Here is an 18,325-nt window from a genome sequence, read left to right as displayed (position 1 = left end):
TATGAACGACTTCAAAGAAAAACTTAGTAATAAAAATATATTAGTCACTGGTGGTGCTGGTTTCATCGGCTCCAATCTTTGTGAAGAATTATTAAATCTTGGCGCAAATGTCACTTGTCTTGACAACTTCTCCACAGGACTCAGAGAAAATCTGGAAGCGATAAAAGACAATCCCAACTTCAAATTAATCGAAGGCGACATTCGCAATTTGGAAGATTGTAAAACCGCTTGTGCAAACCAAGATTTCGTTTTGCACGAGGCTGCACTTGGCTCGGTTCCAAGATCTATCAATGATCCGATCACAAGCAATGATGTAAACGTTGGCGGATTTCTGAATATGTTGGTCGCGTCGCGAGATGCAAACGTAAAGAGATTTGTTTATGCGGCAAGTTCCTCAACTTATGGAGATTCTGAAAGTCTTCCGAAAGTTGAAGATAAAATAGGAAAACCACTTTCGCCTTACGCAATTACAAAATACGTGAATGAACTTTATGCTGATGTCTTCAAAAGAACTTATGATTTTGATACGATTGGCTTAAGATATTTCAATGTTTTCGGAAGAAAACAAAATCCAAATGGTGCTTACGCTGCGGTAATTCCGAAGTTCGTAATGCAACTGATGAACCACGAAAGTCCTGTCATCAACGGTGGTGGAGAATATTCCAGAGATTTCACTTATATTGATAATGTCATCTTGATGAACCTTTTGGCTTTGACTTCAGACAATACAGAAGCTCAAAATCAGGTTTACAACACCGCTTTCGGAGAGAGAACCACTTTGAATGATCTTGTTAGTAATTTAAAGGAATATTTATCCGACTTCGATCCAAAAATTGCCGATGTAGAAGTGATTTACGGCGATTACAGAAAAGGTGACGTTCCACACTCTCTTGCCAGCATCGACAAAGCAAAAAATCTATTAAACTACAACCCTCAATTCTCAATGAAAAACGGTTTGAAAGAAGCCGTGAAATGGTATTGGGAGAATTTGAAATAATTAAATAAAAAATTAATGAGTCATAAAATTACCGTAATCGGACTTGGCTATGTTGGGTTGCCACTTGCCAGATTATTCTCTACAAAATACGCCGTTGTAGGTTTCGATATTAATGAAAAAAGAATATCCGAACTGAATGCCGGAAAAGACGACACTTTGGAAGTTTCCGATGAACTTTTGCAATCTGCATTGGTCGCAAGCAATCCAAAAGCTGGAGAAACGGGTTTATATTGTTCTAATAAATTTGAGGATATTGCCGACTCTAATATTTACGTCGTAACAGTTCCAACGCCAGTTGACAAGAACAATCGTCCAGATTTGACACCACTTTACAAAGCCAGCGAAACTGTTGCAAAAGTTCTGAAAAAAGGCGACATCGTGATCTACGAATCGACAGTTTACCCAGGCGTGACAGAGGAAGAATGTGTTCCTGTGTTGGAAAAAAATACGGGAATGAAATTCAATGTGGATTTCTTCGCAGGTTATTCTCCGGAAAGAATCAATCCTGGTGACAAACTTCACACGGTGGAAAAAATCTTGAAAGTTACAGCCGGATCCAATCCTGAAATTGGAAAAATTGTAGATGACCTTTATAATTCTGTCATTGAAGCTGGAACTTATTTGGCTCCCACAATCAAAGTAGCAGAAGCGGCAAAAGTGATAGAAAATTCTCAAAGAGATATTAATATTGCTTTCGTTAATGAGTTGGCAAAGATTTTCAATCTAATGAATATCGATACGCACGAAGTTCTGAAAGCGGCGGGAACCAAATGGAATTTCCTTCCGTTCAAACCAGGTTTGGTTGGTGGACATTGCATCGGCGTGGATCCTTATTATTTGGCTCAAAAAGCGCAGGAATTTGGTTATCATCCGGAAATTATTTTGGCTGGAAGAAGAATGAATGATTCTATGGGTCAATACGTTGCAAGCGAAACCGTGAAACAAATGCTGAAAAAAGATTTGAAAGTGAATGGTTCCGAAGTATTGGTTCTTGGATTTACTTTTAAAGAAAACTGTCCTGATGTTAGAAATACGAAAGTCGTTGATGTCATCAGAAACTTGGGAGATTACGGCATCAATGTGACCATTTTTGATCCTTGGGCAAATCCAGCTGAAGTGATGCACGAATATGGATTGACGACGACAACCAAAATGCCTTTCAAAAAGTATGAAGCGGTAGTTTTGGCAGTTTCTCACAAAGAATTTGAAGATCTTAATATCAAAAATCTTCTTTCAGAAAACGGGATTATTTATGATGTGAAAGGAATCTTGGAGCAAGATGATTGCGTGAAAAGATTATAATTAAACGACCAAATTAGATGGATGTAAAATTTGATTATCTATCAAATCTCCATCGGAAAAATTTGTATCCAATAGACAAAGGCAGGCGATAAAATAAGTCCTGCTTTTTTAGTTTTGTAGTGTAAGCAGATGACAAGTAATTAGCAAAACTCAATCCAGACAATTGATTGTAAGCCTTGTAGCTTCTTTTCCAAAGTTCTTCATTTTGTTGGGCTTTCCAGTTCATTCCCAAAGTCGAAGCTTTGAAATCGATCAAATTTTCCAAGATCAGCTTTTTATTGTACGGATTTTTTTCTTCCAGATAGACGCGATTCATAAACTCTGCAATCGTGATCCAATTTCCAAAATGTTTCTCACCACGATTGTGAATAATGGACGCACCGTGAAAATAATAGAGATAAGTATCTTCTCTTAGAAAAGCGATTTTTTCAAATTTCAGCATACTTTGGAAGCTCCACAAAACATCCTGCGAGAAAAGGTCTTTTACAAAATAAAGCTTGTGTTCCATCAGAAAATCCATTCTCACCAACTTATCGCAAGCCATCACAGGATATTTCCCCTTCACAAAACTCCATACAATGTTTTTACTTCCTTCGATAACATCTTTTTCGGATGTGATGGGAAAATAATTACGTTTCCAATTTTCCTCCTCATTGATGCAGACGCTTTGCCCCAAAACCATTTCTGCATTGGTTTCTTCGGCCAATTTTACCAAATGGTCAATCGCATAATCAGTAATCTCATCATCGCTATCCAAAAAGTAAATGTATTTTCCTTTTGCCAAATCCATTCCCGCATTTCTCGCCATAGAAAGTCCTTGGTTGAAAGGTTGATTGATGATTTTAAAATCAAAATCCGGATTTTTGGCAATGAAATCCTGAGCTACTTCCATAGACGAATCTGGCGTGACATCGTTTACAAGAATGCATTCAATGTTTGTGTAGGACTGATTCACAACGGACTGCAGACATCTGACAATAAATTTTTCTACTTTGTAAACAGGAATTACGATACTCACCAAAGGACTCATAAGAAAAATATTAGTTACTAATTTTGCACAAAAATATAGAAATAAATACTAAAATTTTATCTTTGTATATAATCGATTGAAACACAAAAATGAAATCAGCTTTAGGCTTTATATTCTCCAAACTACAAAACCTTGTCAAGGCTTGTATTAATCAACATCAACGAGGTGTTTTTTTTACTTCGGGAAGTCAAATTCATTCAAGTTTCAAAATAGGTTCTGATAATTTTTTTGACATCACGCCGACTTCAAAATTTGATATTGCAGAAAATGTAACCATCAATCAATCAAACTTTATCACCGTGAAACCAAACGGTAAATTGATTATTGGCAAAAACACTTACATCACGCGTGCTACAATATCTTGTTTGGGAGAAGTCAACATTGGCGAAAATTGCATTTTGGGTGAAGGAATGAAGATTTTCGATCACAATCACCATTATACAAAAGAACCTTTTTCTGTCTCGAAAACTGAATTCAGCATCGGAAAAGTGAAGATTGGAAACAATGTTTGGACAGGCGCAAATGTGGTTATCTTGAAAGATGTAACGATTGGAAACAATGTAATCTTAGGTGCTGGATGTGTGATCCACAAAGATGTTCCGGATAATTCGATTATTATCAACAAACAAGACCAAATGATAAAAAATTTATAAATGATTACTTCCAACAACTATCATTATCTCCATCGGCTTGCCAAAAGAACGGTGCCAATTCTTCACAAGAAAAACCGATTTGATTTGGTAATGGATCGCGAGAAAAATGGCGATACAAATCAACTGATTTCTGAGATGATAAAAAGCGGAAAACCCTTTATGGTTGGAAGACTTGGAAGTACAGAAACGCGATTTTTAGTCAATCAATCTTTGCAGAAAAAAGTGGGCTCCGATTTTTCTGGAATTACAAAAACCCTTTCTGGCGACATTAATATTCTTTGGAAAAAAGATTCCGTTTTTTTGGATAATCTTTGTTTGCTTTCTGGCTTCTTCCCAAATGATGCGTCTCTCGGAGAAAAATTCATTGAAATTTACAATCAATCTATTGAGAATCTTGATATTCTTGGTGTTTGGAATGAGATGGAATATCAGGTTGAAAATATTCCTGATGATGTAAAACTTTGCAAAATACGGGAATTGGAACCTTGGTTTTATGACGAGCCTTGGTCTTACGAATTGAAAGGAAAAAAAGTTCTTCTGGTTCATCCGTTCGAAGAATCCATCAAACATCAGTTTGCACAGAAAGATTTGCTTTATAAAAATCCCAAAATGCTTCCTGATTTTGAACTTAAAACGATAAAAGCCGTTCAAACTATTGCCGGACAAAAATCGGAATTTGAAACGTGGTTTGATGCTTTAGAATCTATGAAAAATCAAATCTCAAAAACGGATTTCGACATTGCCATCATCGGTTGTGGTGCTTATGGATTTCCGCTGGCTTCTTATGTAAAAGACTTAGGAAAACAAGCCATTCATCTGGGAGGCGTTACTCAACTTCTCTTCGGCATCAAAGGGAAAAGATGGGAAGAATGGGAACATTACACAGAACTTAGAAAAAACAACGGTGAAAATTGGATTTTCACACAAGATATTCCAAAAGATTTTGAAAAAATAGAAGGCGGTTGCTATTGGTAAAAAACAAAAAAATGATGAAAAACAAAATTGCAGTCGTAATCCCATATTATAAAATCGATTTTATAAAGGAAACTTTAGAAAGCTTAAACAATCAGACGGACAAAAGATTTAATCTCTACATTGGAAACGACAATAGTCCTAATGATCCAAAGGAATTGATTGAAAAGTACGATTCTATCATCACAAGATATAAAAATTTTGACACGAACATCGGAGGAAATTCTCTATCCAAACAATGGGAAAGATGCATTGATGAGTTTATTACAGATGAAGAATGGGTGATTGTTTTGGCTGACGATGATACATTGAGCGAAAATTGCATCCAAGAATTTTATAGCAATGTGGAAGAAGCTGAGAAAAAAGGCATCAGCTTGATAAAATTCAAATGCAGAGTTATTAATGAAAATAATAAGATTGTAAGGGAATTTCCAGATTATCCACATCTTCAGAAAGCGTCTGTTTTCTTCGGAAACCTCTATCGCAACATTGGCTTCTCAACATTGAGCGAAAATATTTTCAGAATCGACAAGTATCGTAAATACAAGTATCAAGATATAGAATTGGCGTACGGATCTGACGCCATCGCGGTTTTGGAATTTTCAGAATTTGGAGATATTCTTTTTATTAATAATGCTTTTATGTCTTTCCGAGACTCAGAAGTCAACCTCTCCGGAAACCGAAATTCCACCGATTTCAGGATGAGAAAAATGAAAGGAAACTCTGAATATATGGGCTATCTCCTGAATAATTACGAGGAAAAATTCGATTATGAAACGAAAGTCAGTATGAGCAAAATGCTGTACAGAAACTTCCGAATTGCATACAAAAATGATATTCTGAAAAACATCTATTACTTCTACATTTTACTAAAGACGATCAAAATAACCGACATAAAACACATCATTAAAAATGGGGGAAATTAGAAATAAAATCAGTGATTTTGCAAAATCCAAATTAGGTTTTGTCTATAAAGAACTCTATGCTTTCAGAGATTGGTGGCGCGTGAAAAGACAATCTATTTTTCCTTATCATTTTAATAAAAACAGATACCCTAATTTCTTTACAACTAATGATTATGAGCCATTTTCAGATGTCACATCCAAAGTCGATAGAGTGATCTACTGCTTTTGGACCGGCGACAATGAGATGTCCGAAAACCGAAGAAAAGGCTACGAATCTTTGGCCCAAAACTCTGGTGTGGAAGTTAGATTAATCACGCCACAAAACCTCCAAAATTATATTTTACCAGAGCATCCTTTGCATCCTGCTTATGACAATCTTTCTTTGGTTCATAAATCGGATTATCTGAGATGTTACTTTATGCATTTCTATGGCGGTGGCTACAGCGACATCAAAACAAACCGCAATAATTGGGAAAAAGCCTTCGAATCTCTGGAGTCAAATCCGGAAAAATGGCTGTTGGGCTACACAGAACTTACACCTTTTGGAATGGGAAAAGATCAAGGAATCATAGATCAAGATTTGCAATATTATTACAAAAGCTGTGTCGGGACAGGCGGTTTTATTTGCAGATCTAATACGAAGTTCACTGCAGAATGGTACGCAGAACTTTATAAAAGAATGGACAATTTTCAGGAAGAACTGCGAAAATTTCCGGGCGATGTGAAAGGTCGAAATCCAGGTTATCCCATTGGTTTGTTGGTAATTCTTTCACAGATTTTTGCGCCGTTATGTTTGAAATACAAAGAAAGGATCATTCACAACGATGTCACGCTTCCCGTCTTGACAAATTACCAATAAAAACAATCCTCTTAATTCTGAATAAAAAAACCGATTGTAATTTCAATGTGGTTGTTTTTTAATGGCTAAAATTACATTTCTATCCGTAGCATTTTATTATCATTAATTTTTGATTAATAACATAATTATGTTGCATATTTAACACAAATAATATATAAAATTAATTAAATTGCACTAAAATTATAGCGGGGTTATTGACTCTTTAACATAGAGTTTAAGAGTAAACAAGATTATCACCAATCCCCTTTTCTAATTGCAATTTTATGGAAGTTGACATCATTATAAAATCCTTTAACAGAGCATTTTATCTCGATAAAGTTTTATTTTCTATTGGAAAATTTGTTACAGGTTTCAAAAACATCATTATTTTGGACGATGGCACACCGGAAATCCTTCTATCTAAAATAACAGAAAAATATCCATTTGTTGAAATTAGAAAATCAACAAACCATCAAGAAAAATCAGACAAAATTCTTCGTAATCAAGAAATTGATGGATATAAAATACCTTCCGAACTTTGGATTAATACTGTGAAAAATGCGACAGAAAATGTTTTGGTGATAGAAGATGATGTTTGGTTTACAGATTTTATTGATCTAGAAAAAATCTCAAAAGAGATGACCGCCAACAATGTTCATTTGACAAAAATCGGATGGCAAAGTGATGTACGGTTTTGGAACAATTTGGAAGAAAATCAGATTTCAGAAAATTTGATTTCTCAAAATTCCACAAAATTGTTTACCAGCAACAGATGGGTGATGGATCTTGTGTTACACAATAGGTATAAATTTTTCTCATTACTTTGCAGATTGCGCCTAGCAAACAACCAAAGCATCAACGAATACTACAATTTTGGTTCTATTTTGATGGGACTGTACCGGAAAGATTTTTGGATCTACACCTGGCAGGATTCAGCAGGGAGAGTAAATGAGAAAGATCTATTGAAAAATTCTACTGCGTGGTACCATCGATTCAAAAAAAATAAATCAGCAATTTGCCGCACGACAAAAGAATACCTGAAGACCACCTACATATCGTCAGCTACCAATTCTTACCACAGGTACAACATTAATTTTAATGTCTTGGCTTTCAACAATGATCTCAATCAAAGGTGGTTAAACGGCGAAATGGATGTTATCGAAAATTTCCCCAACGATTACAGCAGAACTTACCTATCTCATTTTTTAAACGATGACAAGAAAGCACTTTTCTATCAGTGGTCAGATGTTTTTATTAAAAAATTTGGCAAAGATCCATCATTACAATAATGCTCCTCCATCCAAATCCCCAAAACCAACAAACTCCAATGCTTGTAATTGTAGTTTAGCTGTTTTTGTACGGCTTGGAAATCTAATTTCTTAAAGATTTTTGAAGAGGAATTTTTAAGGATTTTTGTGGTCAAATTTTCCATTTCTGGGATTCTTAACCATTGTGAAATTGGCGCTCCAAAGCCTTGTTTCTTTTTGGTGAGAATATTTTCTGTAAGCTTTTCACCAAAAGCTTTTCGTAGAATAATTTTGGTTTGATTTTCATCAACCTTATATTTTGCAGGAAGCATCGAGCAAAACTCTACCAAGTCTTTATCCAAAAATGGCGTTCTGAGTTCTATGGAATGCATCATCGCAATGCGGTCATCTTTTACCAAGTAATCACCAGCAATCACATTCGTAAGATCCATTCGCATCGGTGTATTCAAGTTGGTTTTATCCAGTTCAAAATTATATTGATGCTCATAAGATTGTCTGGATTTCATCAATTGAAAAGTTTCTTCTTCGGTAAAATTATTGTGGACTTTTCCTTTTTGATAAGCAACAATATCTGGAAACTTAGATCGAAAGACTTTATCAATGAAATAAGAATTTGATTTATTTAAATTTAATTTTTCACTTATTGTCGAACCTATTTTATAAAACGGCAACAATGATGCATTTGCGCCACCTTTTTCAAGAATTTTTTTCTCTTCTTGATACCATTTGTAACCTCCGAAAAGTTCATCGCCGGCATTACCTGTAATCACAACGGTCATATTTTTGGAAGCTTCTTTGCAAATGGTGTAAGTCGCCAAAATAGCAGTATCAGCAAGAGGCTCATCCAACTTTTTCAAGACTTCTACTAAAGTTTTCGGTATATCTGCATTTTGAAGTGCAACTTCTTTATGATCGGTGTTATATTTCTTCGCAATTGTTCTCGCATCGGGCATCTCATCCCAATCGCCTTCGTATTGAAATCCTAATGTTGTAAGATTTTGATTTTTTTCTGATGACAATGCGACCAATGTTCCAGAATCTAATCCTCCACTGAGAAAAGCACCAACTTTCACATCTGCAACCAGTTGTTTCTCAACCGATTTTTCAACTAAAGTTTGGAATTTCTCAACTGCTTGCTCTTCAGAAATATCCAGTTCTTCTTTTGGGAAATTCCAATATTGGGAGATTTCTATCTTTCCGTCATTGTAAATCAGCTGATGAGCAGGTGGTAAAACTTTGATATTTTTGTAAATACTCTGCTGACTATCAACATACATATGTCGCAGAAAATGATGAACCGCTTCGTCATTCAGCTCAGAATCTACAAGATCTGTTGCAAGAATCGCCTTGATTTCTGATGCAAAAATAAACTCACCATTTTTCCCAAAGGCGTAATAAAATGGTTTTTCGCCAAATCTGTCTCTTGCACAAAACAGTTGTTGTTTTTGCTCATCCCAAATGGCAAAAGAAAACATTCCGTTGAGTTTTTGAGGAAGTTCTGAACCATTTTTTTGATACAAAGACAAAATGACTTCCGTATCTGTATTGCTTTGGAAAGGATAGTCTGTGATTTCTTTCTTCAAATCACGGTAACCGTAGATTTCACCATTGAAAGTGATGCATTCGTTTCTGGTATTAGAATACATCGGCTGATGTCCATCTTTGGAAAGATCCACGATTGCCAATCTTCTGAAGCCAAGAAAACAGTTCTGAAAATACTCGTGACCTTCATCATCCGGACCTCGGTGGATGATGGAATCTGTCATATTTTTAAGAATTTGTGAGTAGGATTTTTTTTCAAGAATATTATTCGTGACGATGCCTGCGATTCCGCACATATTGTGTTTTTAGACTGCAAATCTAAGATTATTTTACTAATTTTGGAGATATTCTTATTTGATGAAAAAATTTTCCGTTCTTATTGCTCACTATAACAATTTCGAATACTTCAAAGATTGTTATAAAAGCCTTCTGACTCAGACTTTTCAGGATTTTGAAGTGATAGTCGTGGATGATTTTTCTACAGATGATTCGTTTGAAAAAATTAGAGAATTGACACAAACTGATTCACGATTCAAACTATTCCAAAATGATAAAAATAGTGGAGTGGGTTTTACCAAAAGAAAGTGCATTGAAATGGCTTCTGGAGAAATCTGCGGTTTTGTAGATCCGGATGATGCTTTGCAAGAAAACGCGATTGAAGTCAGTTTGAAAAATCATACGGAAAACAATGTTGTCACCTACTCCAGTTTTACACTTTGCGACAACAATCTGAAACCTCAGCGTACATTTGCACACTCCAGAGCGGTGAAAAATGGAGACAAAAAATTCTTCAACATATTCTTGGAAGCCAATCATTTTTTCACTTTTAAAAAATCGGCTTACGACAAAACTTCTGGAATCAATCCAGAATTGACATCTGCTGTGGATCAGGATTTATATTTGAAACTGTACGAAACGGGCAATTTTATTTATATTAAAGAACCTCTTTATCTCTACAGACTCCACGCAAACGGCGTTTCTCAGGATTCATCAAAAAAAATCAAGCTGAATGAAAACTGGCAAAAAGTGATTCTTGATACAGCAAAGAGAAGAAACATCACCCAACTTTATGGAAAAAACATCAGCGAAATCTCTGATCTTCCTACTTTTCTTAAAACAAAACAAAATAATATCATTGCCAAAATCTTAAGGAAATTCTCGTAATCATTCCGAAAACTAAAACCACAAAAACACTTTGATGTCAACCCAAGAAAAACAATTTTTCCCTGCACTTACAGGTTATCGCGCTATTGCCGCTTGGCTGATTTTTGTCTTTCACTTTATGCCTTTTCGCAATCCAAACGTTCCTGACTTTGCAAAAAAAGTAGTTTCTAATTTTCATATTGGGGTTGAAATGTTTTTCGTACTCAGCGGATTTTTGATTACTTACCGGTATTTTAATGATCGTCCGCTGAATTTCAAAAAATATATGGTCAATCGTATTGCACGCATTTACCCAATGTATTTTCTCCTGGCTGCCGGCGTTTTTCTCGTTTGGTTTTTTCAAAATAATTATTGGAATCTAGAAAAAACTATCGAAGCAATTCTATCTTTTACGATGACAAAGGCTTTGTTTTCTAAATACTATTTCGCTGGAATCCCGCAAGGATGGACACTTACGCTTGAGGAAATGTTCTACATCACAGCGCCACTCTACTTCATATTAATTCGAAAAAGCAAATGGTTTCTCGCACTTCTGCCAGTTCTGATATTTGCGTCAGGACTTTTTTTGAAAGATGCTACCAACGTTCCTCAAAACACCTGGGGATTTTTACAATATGATTTTTTCTTTAATATTTTTGAGTTTTTTGCTGGCATTGCATTGGCAATTCTGATGCTCAAAAAGAAATTGAAATTTTCAAAAAATTGGGTGACTTGGTTTGGGTTGTTCATCATTATCTTATTCGTTTGTGTTAAATCTTATTTGAATTTCGAGGCAGAATTCGCACTCGTCCTTGAGCTTATTTTTCTATCTGTTTTTGGAATTGTGCCTTTGCTTTGGGGATTGATTCACGAAAAAACTATTCTACAAAAACTATTGGCAAGTCCCATTTTTGTTTTGCTTGGAAAAAGTTCTTATGTCTTTTATCTGATTCACAAAGGATTCATTCCTGTTTTTATGAATGATTACATTACAGAAAACAAATTGGTAATTTTCATTTTGCTTAATATTGTTTCAATTTTGATGTTCACGTATTTGGAAGAACCTCTGAATCATTTGATTAGAAAAAAATTCAATTCTAAAAAAGCTTTAAAAGCTAATTAATAAAATCCTAAGTTTTAAATAATGACAGATATTTTCATCAAATCTTTCAACCGAGCTTTTTACTTGGATCGATGCATTTCCTCGATTTACCAAAATGTTTCTGGTGATTTCAGAATCAAGGTTTTGGATGACGGAACGCCGAAAAAATATCTGGACAAAATCCGTGAGAAATATCCCGAAGTTGAAATCCATCTTTCCCCAAGTTACGACCAAAAAGGAAAAGCGATTGAAGAAAATTTGCAATCCGGAAAACCAGTCAACGGCTTTGAGATCCCGACAAAATTTTGGTTTGATAACATCAAAAAAGGCTCGGAATATGTGATTGTGACAGAAGATGATGTTTGGTTCACACGTCCGATTGATATTAATAATCTCCAAAATCAAGCAAAAAAATTTGACATTCATCTTTTGAAATTGGGTTGGCTCGGAAACGAAAATGAGCGGAAAGATTTGAATTTAGAATCAATCTCAGAAGATTTGGAATCTGCACAACCGAAGGATTTATTATTAATGAACAAAACATTGATGAATGCTTTTTTTCATAATCAGTATAAATTCTTCACGATTCTTTACAAATTAAAAATTGTTGATAATCTGACAACTTTGAAATATTGGTCGCTCAACTCAATCCTGATGGGCTTTTACAAAAAAGAGTATTGGCTGGAAATCTGGAAGGAGATGGACGGAAAAGTGGATGAGAAAAAACAACTCATCAACGCTTCGGTTTTCTATAAAAAACACAAGCAAAACGCCAGCTTTGTTTCAAGATTGAAAACAGAAGCGATGAAAACAACTTTCCAATCGTCGGCAACCAATTCTTATCACGAGTACGGTTTTGATTTTGATGTCAATCTTTTCAATCATATCATTAATGAAGCTTGGCTGAGAGGGGAATTTGATGCGATGGAAAACTTTCCAAAAGACTTTTCTTTGGCTTATTTTAAAACTTTTGTTTCAGATCAAATCAATATTCCGGAATTTGAAAAATGGGTTGAGAAATTCCAATTACAATATCAGCAAATGGGTTGTAATGTAAATTAGACTATATTTTCATTTCAATGAAAAAGCATCAATTAAAATTGTTTAATTGATGCTTTTTTGTTTTTAATTAGGATTTAGAACTGGCGGTTTAATATTTCGAACTCTATTATTTCTCTTAATTAATAAAAATTTACAAGAAAAACCCAATGACATTTTTATTATAAAATTATCATAAATAAACAATTATTCCAATTCCTAGTTACGCAATAATTAATTAAGACAATTATTATCAATAAAATAATCATTATTTTATACTATATTTACAAAAACATATTTGATTTAAATAAAGCATAAAATTTCTCTCCTAAAAGAAAGTATTATGACCGACATCTTTATCAAATCATTCAACCGTCCTTTTTACCTGGATAGATGTATTGCATCCGTTCACAAGTACATTTCGGGCGATTTCAAAATCATTGTTCTGGATGACGGAACCCCTGAAAAATATCTGGACAAAATCCGCAAAAAATATCCCGAAACCGAAATCCGGCTTTCTGACAATTACGATAGAAAGATAAAAGCAATCGATGAAAATCTAGCCTCAAAAAAAGAAATTAACGGTCACAAAATCCCTACAAAGTTCTGGTATGACAACGTGGAAAAAGCTTCGGAATATGTGATTGTAACGGAAGATGACGTTTGGTTCACAAAACCAATCAATTTGGACGAACTTCAAAATCAGGCAAAGGAACTCAATGCCAATCTGATAAAACTTGGCTGGCTCGGAAATCAAAAAGAGGCAGAAAATCTCAATATCAATCCAATTTCTGAAAATATAAATTCGGCTTTACCAAAAAACCTAATGCTTTTTCCGAAACCTCTGATGAAAGCTTTTTTCTACAATCAATTCAAATTTTTCACGATTCTCTACAAACTTGGCAGAGTGGACCATTCAACACAACGAAAATATTGGGCGCTCAACTCTATTCTGATGGGCTTTTTCCGAAAAGATTACTGGTTGGAAATCTGGAAAAACATGGATGGAAAAGTGGATGAGAAAAGACAATTGATGAACGCTTCTCTGTTTTATAAAAAAAACAAGAGTAACCACAACTTCGTCTCCAGACTGAAAACGGAAGCGATGAAAACAACTTTCCAATCGTCTGCCACCAATTCTTATCATGAATACGGTTTTGATTTTGATGTCAATCAGTTTAATCACCTCATCAATGAAGCTTGGCTGAAAGGGGAATTTGATGCGATGGAAAACTTTCCGAAAGATTTTTCATCAAACTATTTCAAAAGTTTTGTTTCTGATAAAATCAATTTTACGGAATTTGAAAAATGGGCTGGGAAATTTAAACTACAATACCAACAGATGGGCTGTAACATAGAATAAAAAATGCTCCAGAAAATTCTGAAGCATTTTGTTTTAATCTTTTATAATAACGCCGGCATACTTGCCATCGAATTCTATAATATATGGTTGGCGGTTATTCTTTTCACAATAATCTTTGAAAGCCGCATTGTCGCCAATATCATCACTCATAAAAACGCCTCCTTTTTTCAGTTTGCTCCAAAGCAGATTGTACGCCCAAAGTCTTCCGTCGTAGGTTTTATCACTATCGTAATGCACTACATCGAAAGAGTCTGACTTTGCAAAAATCTTCGGTAGAGACTCCTTGTCTGCAAAACGGAAAAGATCCCAATTGTTTCTGTACTTTTCCGGAATAACGCAACCAACAAAATCCTCGCTTTGATTTTGAAGAATGTAAGGCATATCCGAACTGTAAAGCGTTCCATTTCTGGAAACCAAAGACGCCAAAGCCGCAAAAGAAGACCAGCCATAAGCCACACCTGTTTCTATGGATTTTTTAGCATTTGCAAATTCATTAATATAATAAATCACGCTTAGCGATCCTGCACCGCCCATTTTCACTGGTGCTTTTGCCTGAGCCTGTAAAGCGGATGCAAACTCGTCTGGAAACAATTTTTCGAAAGGAACGAAAGGGGTTTTCAGAATGTTTTCTATGAAATCTTTTTCGGAAATCGCCAGAGATGCGCACCATTTTTCAGCTTCTTCTTTTCCTCGCAGACCAGATGAACGGTTGAAGATGTTTTTCCAGATTTTACGTCGCAACTCAGGATAGAGATCTGGACGTTTGAGATAGGCAAAAAATGTAGAGCCGATTTCAGAAATTTTATTCATAGTTTATGTTTTGAAACGCAAAAATACAAAGTTTTGAATAAACAATGTTATATTTGTATCTTAATCTAAAAGAGACATAGATGCATCAAAAAATAAAAGTGCTTTTCCGACACAGATCAATGGAAATGGGTGGTGTAGAGAGAGTGCTTCTGGATCTTTTGGAAAATCTGCCAAGAGATATTTTTGACATTACACTTTTGCTCACCATTTATCAAGGCGAACTCAGAACAGAGATTCCTGCGGACATTCAGCTCATTTCGATTCAAAAAGGACGAGAAGATATGAGCAAAAATCCGATTCTCAGAAATCTTCAATTACTAAAAAGAAGTTTCACGCTGTGGTTCTACCGCAAATTTCCAAAAGCACTTTACAAACGTTTTCTGAATCAGCATTTTGATGTAGAAGTTGCGCCAGGTTATTCGGATTTTGATCCGGTTTTGGACAGTCCTATCAAATCGAAAAAAATTGGCTGGTTTCATACGGACGTGAGCTACGATCCCGATCAGGAAAGAGTGATGGGCAGAATCAATGCGTTGCAAAAATTTGATTGGACCATTTTCGGCTCCAGACAAACGAGAGAAGTTATCAAAGATCTTTACAACATTACTTATCCAAAAAGTTCTGTGATTTACAATGCGATTAAGATTGAAGAAGTAAGGATAAAAGCAGAGGAATTTCCCGTTCAATATGATCTTCATCCTGTTTTTTCTTCAATGGGAAGATTGCACAGTCGGAAGAACTATCACACATTGATGAAAATTCACAGAAGACTTTTGGATGAAGGTTTTTCTCATTCCATCGCAGTCATTGGTGGTGGTGGCGAAATGGAAAATCTGAAAAACCAAGCGAAAGAATTGGATGTTGAAAAAACATTTTTATTGCTTGATTCTCAGATCAATCCTTATCCTTATATCAAAAATTCGGATTATTTTGTTTTGCCATCGGAGTCGGAATCTTATCCTTTGACGATTGGCGAAGTGATGGGACTTAATATCCCAATTATCAGCACAAACGTGGGCGGAATCCCTGAAATGATTGACCACAACATTGACGGTTATCTTGTAAGCCCAGACGAAACTGCCATCTACGAAGGAATGAAGCTCTTTCTTAGCAATCCAGAAATGGTTTCGAAAATGAAATCAAATATGGAAAAAGCGGTGGAGAAATTTGACAATCAAAAAATATACGACGAAGTAACGGCTGTTTTTGTCAGTCAACATCAAACAAAATAATGAGCAAACCGACTGTTACGATTCTTACACCAACTTACAACCGGGCTCACACTTTGCCTCGGGTTTTTGAGTCTTTACAAAACCAAACCTACAAAGACTTTGAATGGCTTGTGATAGACGACGGCTCTACTGACAATACTAAAGAATTAGTAGAAGAATTTCAGAAAAATGCAGATTTTAAAATCCGATATTACCATCAAGAAAATCAACATAAATTTCTGACATTCTTTCGGGGAATCGATTTGGCGGAAGGAAAATATTTTTCTCCATTGGATTCTGATGATGCTTTACCAAAGGATTCTATGGAGATTTTGGTAAATACTTGGCAAGGCATTCCGGATGGTCAAAAAATTGTCTTTGTTTCCACGCTTTGCGAAGATCAGTTTGGAAATCTGGTTGGTGATCGTTTTCCAAAAGATCCTTTGGTTTGTAGCATTTTTGATATGCGCTACAAATTCAAGGTGAAAGGTGACAAATGGGGAATGGGAAAAACGGAGATTTACAAAAAAATGAAGCTTGATTTGGAAGATCTTGCTGGGAAAGGTTTCATCCCGGAAGGTGTTTTTCAGTTTCAGTTTGATAAGTTGGGTTTGCATTACTGCATCAATCAAGTGACAAGAATCTACTTCCGCGACAAGGAAGATGAGCAATCACTTGCCAATCAATTCTATGATGATAAAAACGCATTTGGACTGGCAGAAAATTACAAAGCTTTTCTCAACACATATCACAGTAGGTTTTTCAGCAATCCAATAACATTAATCCGAAATGTCGGTGGATATTTGAAGTTTTCTGTGATTGACAAAAGATCATTTGGAACCACCATCCGCGAATTGAATTCTCCCTTAATGAAAACATTAGCGTCCATCTTTTATCCGATTTTTAAAATCATTAATTAAAAACATGGGAAAGAAACTGCTTTTCATTTATTATCAAAACATCAAAGCGGGAGGCGTTGCAAAAGTGCTGGCAAATCTGGTGAATGAACTGGTGGAAAATGGTTACGAGATCGACATTCTCTTTTTGATGAGCGAACACGAGGATTTTTATCCTATCGATAGCAGGGTCAAAAAACATTACGTAGATTCCTTTGGACATTGGGCTTTTGCAGTTTGTGCTTTTAATAAAAGAAGGCTTCGTTTCATCCCAAAATTGCAGGCGATTAATGATTACATTTATCAATTGGGTGTGACTTTATTAATGAATAAATGGCTGAAGGAAAACCATAAAAACTACGACAACATTATCTCTTGCTGGTACAAATTATCTTGTACACTGGCATTAAATAAAAATATTAATAAAAAAACGATTGCTTGGGAACACACGAGTCACGAAGTTGGTGGACCATTGTACAATCAATTAAAACTTAAATATAGAAATCTTAAAAATGTGGTGGTTTTAAACCAAAACGATTTTAATTACTACAAAGACATCAACCCGAAAACTGTAGCGATCGGAAATATGATGGATAAGAAAACCGAAGCACAAGACTTCATACCAAACGAACAAAAGAGCAACCTCATCACAATGATTGCAAGATTGGATGAGGAGAAAAATGTTTTGGAATTTCTGGAAATCATCAAAGAATCTAATTTACCACAAGATTGGCAAGTCAAAATCATTGGGGATGGAAATCAAAGAAAAATTCTCGAAAATTATATTAATGAAAATTCTTTGACTCATATTTCCCTGGAAGGACAGTTAAATTCAGACCAGGTAAAAGACATTCTCTCCAAATCGAAAATCAGCTGTCTTACATCTCGGAGAGAGGGTTTTGGCGTGGTGTTAATAGAAGCTATGTTTTCTTCCAACGCTTTGATTGCCTATGATTGTCCCAGCGGACCTTCCGAAATCATTAACAGCAAAAACGGTTTTTTGATTCCATTGCGCAACAAACAGCAGTTTCAGGATAAACTGAAATTTCTCATAGAAAATCCAAACACTTTGGAAACCTTAATGAAAACAAGCTTTCAGGATTCTCAAAATTGGAAAAAAGACACCATCATTAAAAAATGGAAGAATATATTGTGACAATGATGATAATCTGCTAAAAAAAATACATTATTATTTCATATCAATCTTATAATTCATTAAATCCCCTTCTTTTTATCAAATTTTGTGAGATTATTG

Annotated in this window: 17 protein-coding genes; 14 read left to right on the top strand and 3 right to left on the bottom strand. The window is 35.2% G+C overall.

Going from position 1 to position 18,325, the window contains the following annotated elements; translation table 11 throughout:
- Position 1 precedes the first annotated feature (1 nt).
- Together B0I22_RS11105 and B0I22_RS11100 are read left to right on the top strand one after the other, a co-directional pair.
- The gene (locus B0I22_RS11105) at positions 2-997 is read left to right on the top strand and encodes an SDR family oxidoreductase (RefSeq protein ID WP_133944816.1); all 996 of its coding nucleotides are present in this window, start codon (positions 2-4) and stop codon (positions 995-997) included.
- A 15-nt stretch (positions 998-1,012) separates the two neighbouring features.
- On the top strand, positions 1,013-2,299 hold the full coding sequence (locus tag B0I22_RS11100) for a nucleotide sugar dehydrogenase (protein WP_133944814.1): 1,287 nt from the start codon (positions 1,013-1,015) through the stop codon (positions 2,297-2,299).
- A 34-nt stretch (positions 2,300-2,333) separates the two neighbouring features.
- Here the strand turns inward: B0I22_RS11100 and B0I22_RS11095 are convergent, their stop codons facing one another.
- Positions 2,334-3,329 carry a glycosyltransferase gene (locus B0I22_RS11095; RefSeq protein WP_133944812.1) on the bottom strand — a complete coding sequence of 332 codons (996 nt, stop codon included), beginning with the start codon at positions 3,327-3,329 and terminating at the stop codon, positions 2,334-2,336.
- An 89-nt stretch (positions 3,330-3,418) separates the two neighbouring features.
- Here B0I22_RS11095 and B0I22_RS11090 point away from each other — a divergent pair, with 89 nt between their 5' ends.
- The 5 genes from B0I22_RS11090 to B0I22_RS11070 all read left to right on the top strand — a co-directional run bounded on the left by B0I22_RS11090 (position 3,419) and on the right by B0I22_RS11070 (position 7,986).
- On the top strand, positions 3,419-3,982 hold the full coding sequence (locus B0I22_RS11090) for an acyltransferase (protein WP_133944810.1): 564 nt from the start codon (positions 3,419-3,421) through the stop codon (positions 3,980-3,982).
- Positions 3,983-4,957, top strand: a complete 975-nt coding sequence (locus tag B0I22_RS11085) for a hypothetical protein (protein WP_133944808.1) — start codon at positions 3,983-3,985, stop codon at positions 4,955-4,957.
- Between the two features lie 11 nt (positions 4,958-4,968).
- On the top strand, positions 4,969-5,880 hold the full coding sequence (locus B0I22_RS11080) for a glycosyltransferase family 2 protein (protein ID WP_133944806.1): 912 nt from the start codon (positions 4,969-4,971) through the stop codon (positions 5,878-5,880).
- Positions 5,867-6,718: a capsular polysaccharide synthesis protein gene (locus B0I22_RS11075; RefSeq protein WP_133944804.1), complete on the top strand. Its 852-nt coding sequence runs from the start codon at positions 5,867-5,869 to the stop codon at positions 6,716-6,718. The genes B0I22_RS11080 and B0I22_RS11075 overlap by 14 nt, the downstream gene beginning before the upstream one ends.
- Positions 6,719-6,981: 263 nt before the next feature.
- Positions 6,982-7,986 carry a glycosyltransferase family 2 protein gene (locus B0I22_RS11070; protein ID WP_133944802.1) on the top strand — a complete coding sequence of 335 codons (1,005 nt, stop codon included), beginning with the start codon at positions 6,982-6,984 and terminating at the stop codon, positions 7,984-7,986.
- Here B0I22_RS11070 and asnB read toward each other — a convergent pair.
- A complete protein-coding gene (asnB, locus tag B0I22_RS11065; RefSeq protein ID WP_133944800.1) occupies positions 7,932-9,803 on the bottom strand; it encodes an asparagine synthase (glutamine-hydrolyzing) in 1,872 nt (623 codons plus the stop codon). The two genes, B0I22_RS11070 and asnB, sit on opposite strands and share 55 nt — an antisense overlap.
- Before the next feature lie 61 nt (positions 9,804-9,864).
- On the opposite strand from asnB, the gene B0I22_RS11060 reads away from it, so the two are divergent.
- From B0I22_RS11060 to B0I22_RS11045, 4 genes are all read left to right on the top strand, one after another.
- Positions 9,865-10,671 (top strand): glycosyltransferase family 2 protein, encoded by an 807-nt coding sequence (locus B0I22_RS11060; protein WP_133944798.1) that lies wholly within the window; start codon positions 9,865-9,867, stop codon positions 10,669-10,671.
- Between the two features lie 34 nt (positions 10,672-10,705).
- Complete coding sequence (locus B0I22_RS11055; RefSeq protein ID WP_133944796.1) at positions 10,706-11,773, top strand: acyltransferase family protein; 1,068 nt, start codon at positions 10,706-10,708, stop codon at positions 11,771-11,773.
- A 21-nt stretch (positions 11,774-11,794) separates the two neighbouring features.
- On the top strand, positions 11,795-12,814 hold the full coding sequence (locus B0I22_RS11050; RefSeq protein WP_133944794.1) for a glycosyltransferase family protein: 1,020 nt from the start codon (positions 11,795-11,797) through the stop codon (positions 12,812-12,814).
- Positions 12,815-13,133: 319 nt separating this feature from the next.
- Entirely contained in the window at positions 13,134-14,153 is a 1,020-nt protein-coding gene (locus B0I22_RS11045) for a glycosyltransferase (protein WP_133944792.1), read from the top strand.
- Between the two features lie 33 nt (positions 14,154-14,186).
- On the opposite strand, the gene B0I22_RS11040 is transcribed toward B0I22_RS11045, so the two are convergent.
- Complete coding sequence (locus tag B0I22_RS11040) at positions 14,187-14,963, bottom strand: class I SAM-dependent methyltransferase (protein WP_133944790.1); 777 nt, start codon at positions 14,961-14,963, stop codon at positions 14,187-14,189.
- Between the two features lie 80 nt (positions 14,964-15,043).
- On the opposite strand from B0I22_RS11040, the gene B0I22_RS11035 reads away from it, so the two are divergent.
- From B0I22_RS11035 to B0I22_RS11025, 3 genes are read left to right on the top strand one after another with little or no spacing between them, the layout of a single operon-like run.
- A complete protein-coding gene (locus B0I22_RS11035; protein ID WP_246022198.1) occupies positions 15,044-16,195 on the top strand; it encodes a glycosyltransferase in 1,152 nt (383 codons plus the stop codon).
- Positions 16,195-17,094 carry a glycosyltransferase family A protein gene (locus tag B0I22_RS11030; protein WP_133944788.1) on the top strand — a complete coding sequence of 300 codons (900 nt, stop codon included), beginning with the start codon at positions 16,195-16,197 and terminating at the stop codon, positions 17,092-17,094. The genes B0I22_RS11035 and B0I22_RS11030 overlap by 1 nt, the downstream gene beginning before the upstream one ends.
- A 4-nt stretch (positions 17,095-17,098) precedes the next feature.
- Positions 17,099-18,226, top strand: a complete 1,128-nt coding sequence (locus B0I22_RS11025; protein ID WP_133944786.1) for a glycosyltransferase — start codon at positions 17,099-17,101, stop codon at positions 18,224-18,226.
- The last annotated feature ends 99 nt before the right edge of the window (positions 18,227-18,325 follow it).

The sequence above is a fragment of the Epilithonimonas xixisoli genome (genome assembly GCF_004365655.1).
Lineage (GTDB): Bacteria > Bacteroidota > Bacteroidia > Flavobacteriales > Weeksellaceae > Epilithonimonas > Epilithonimonas xixisoli.
This window is presented reverse-complemented; position numbering and strand designations above follow the sequence as displayed.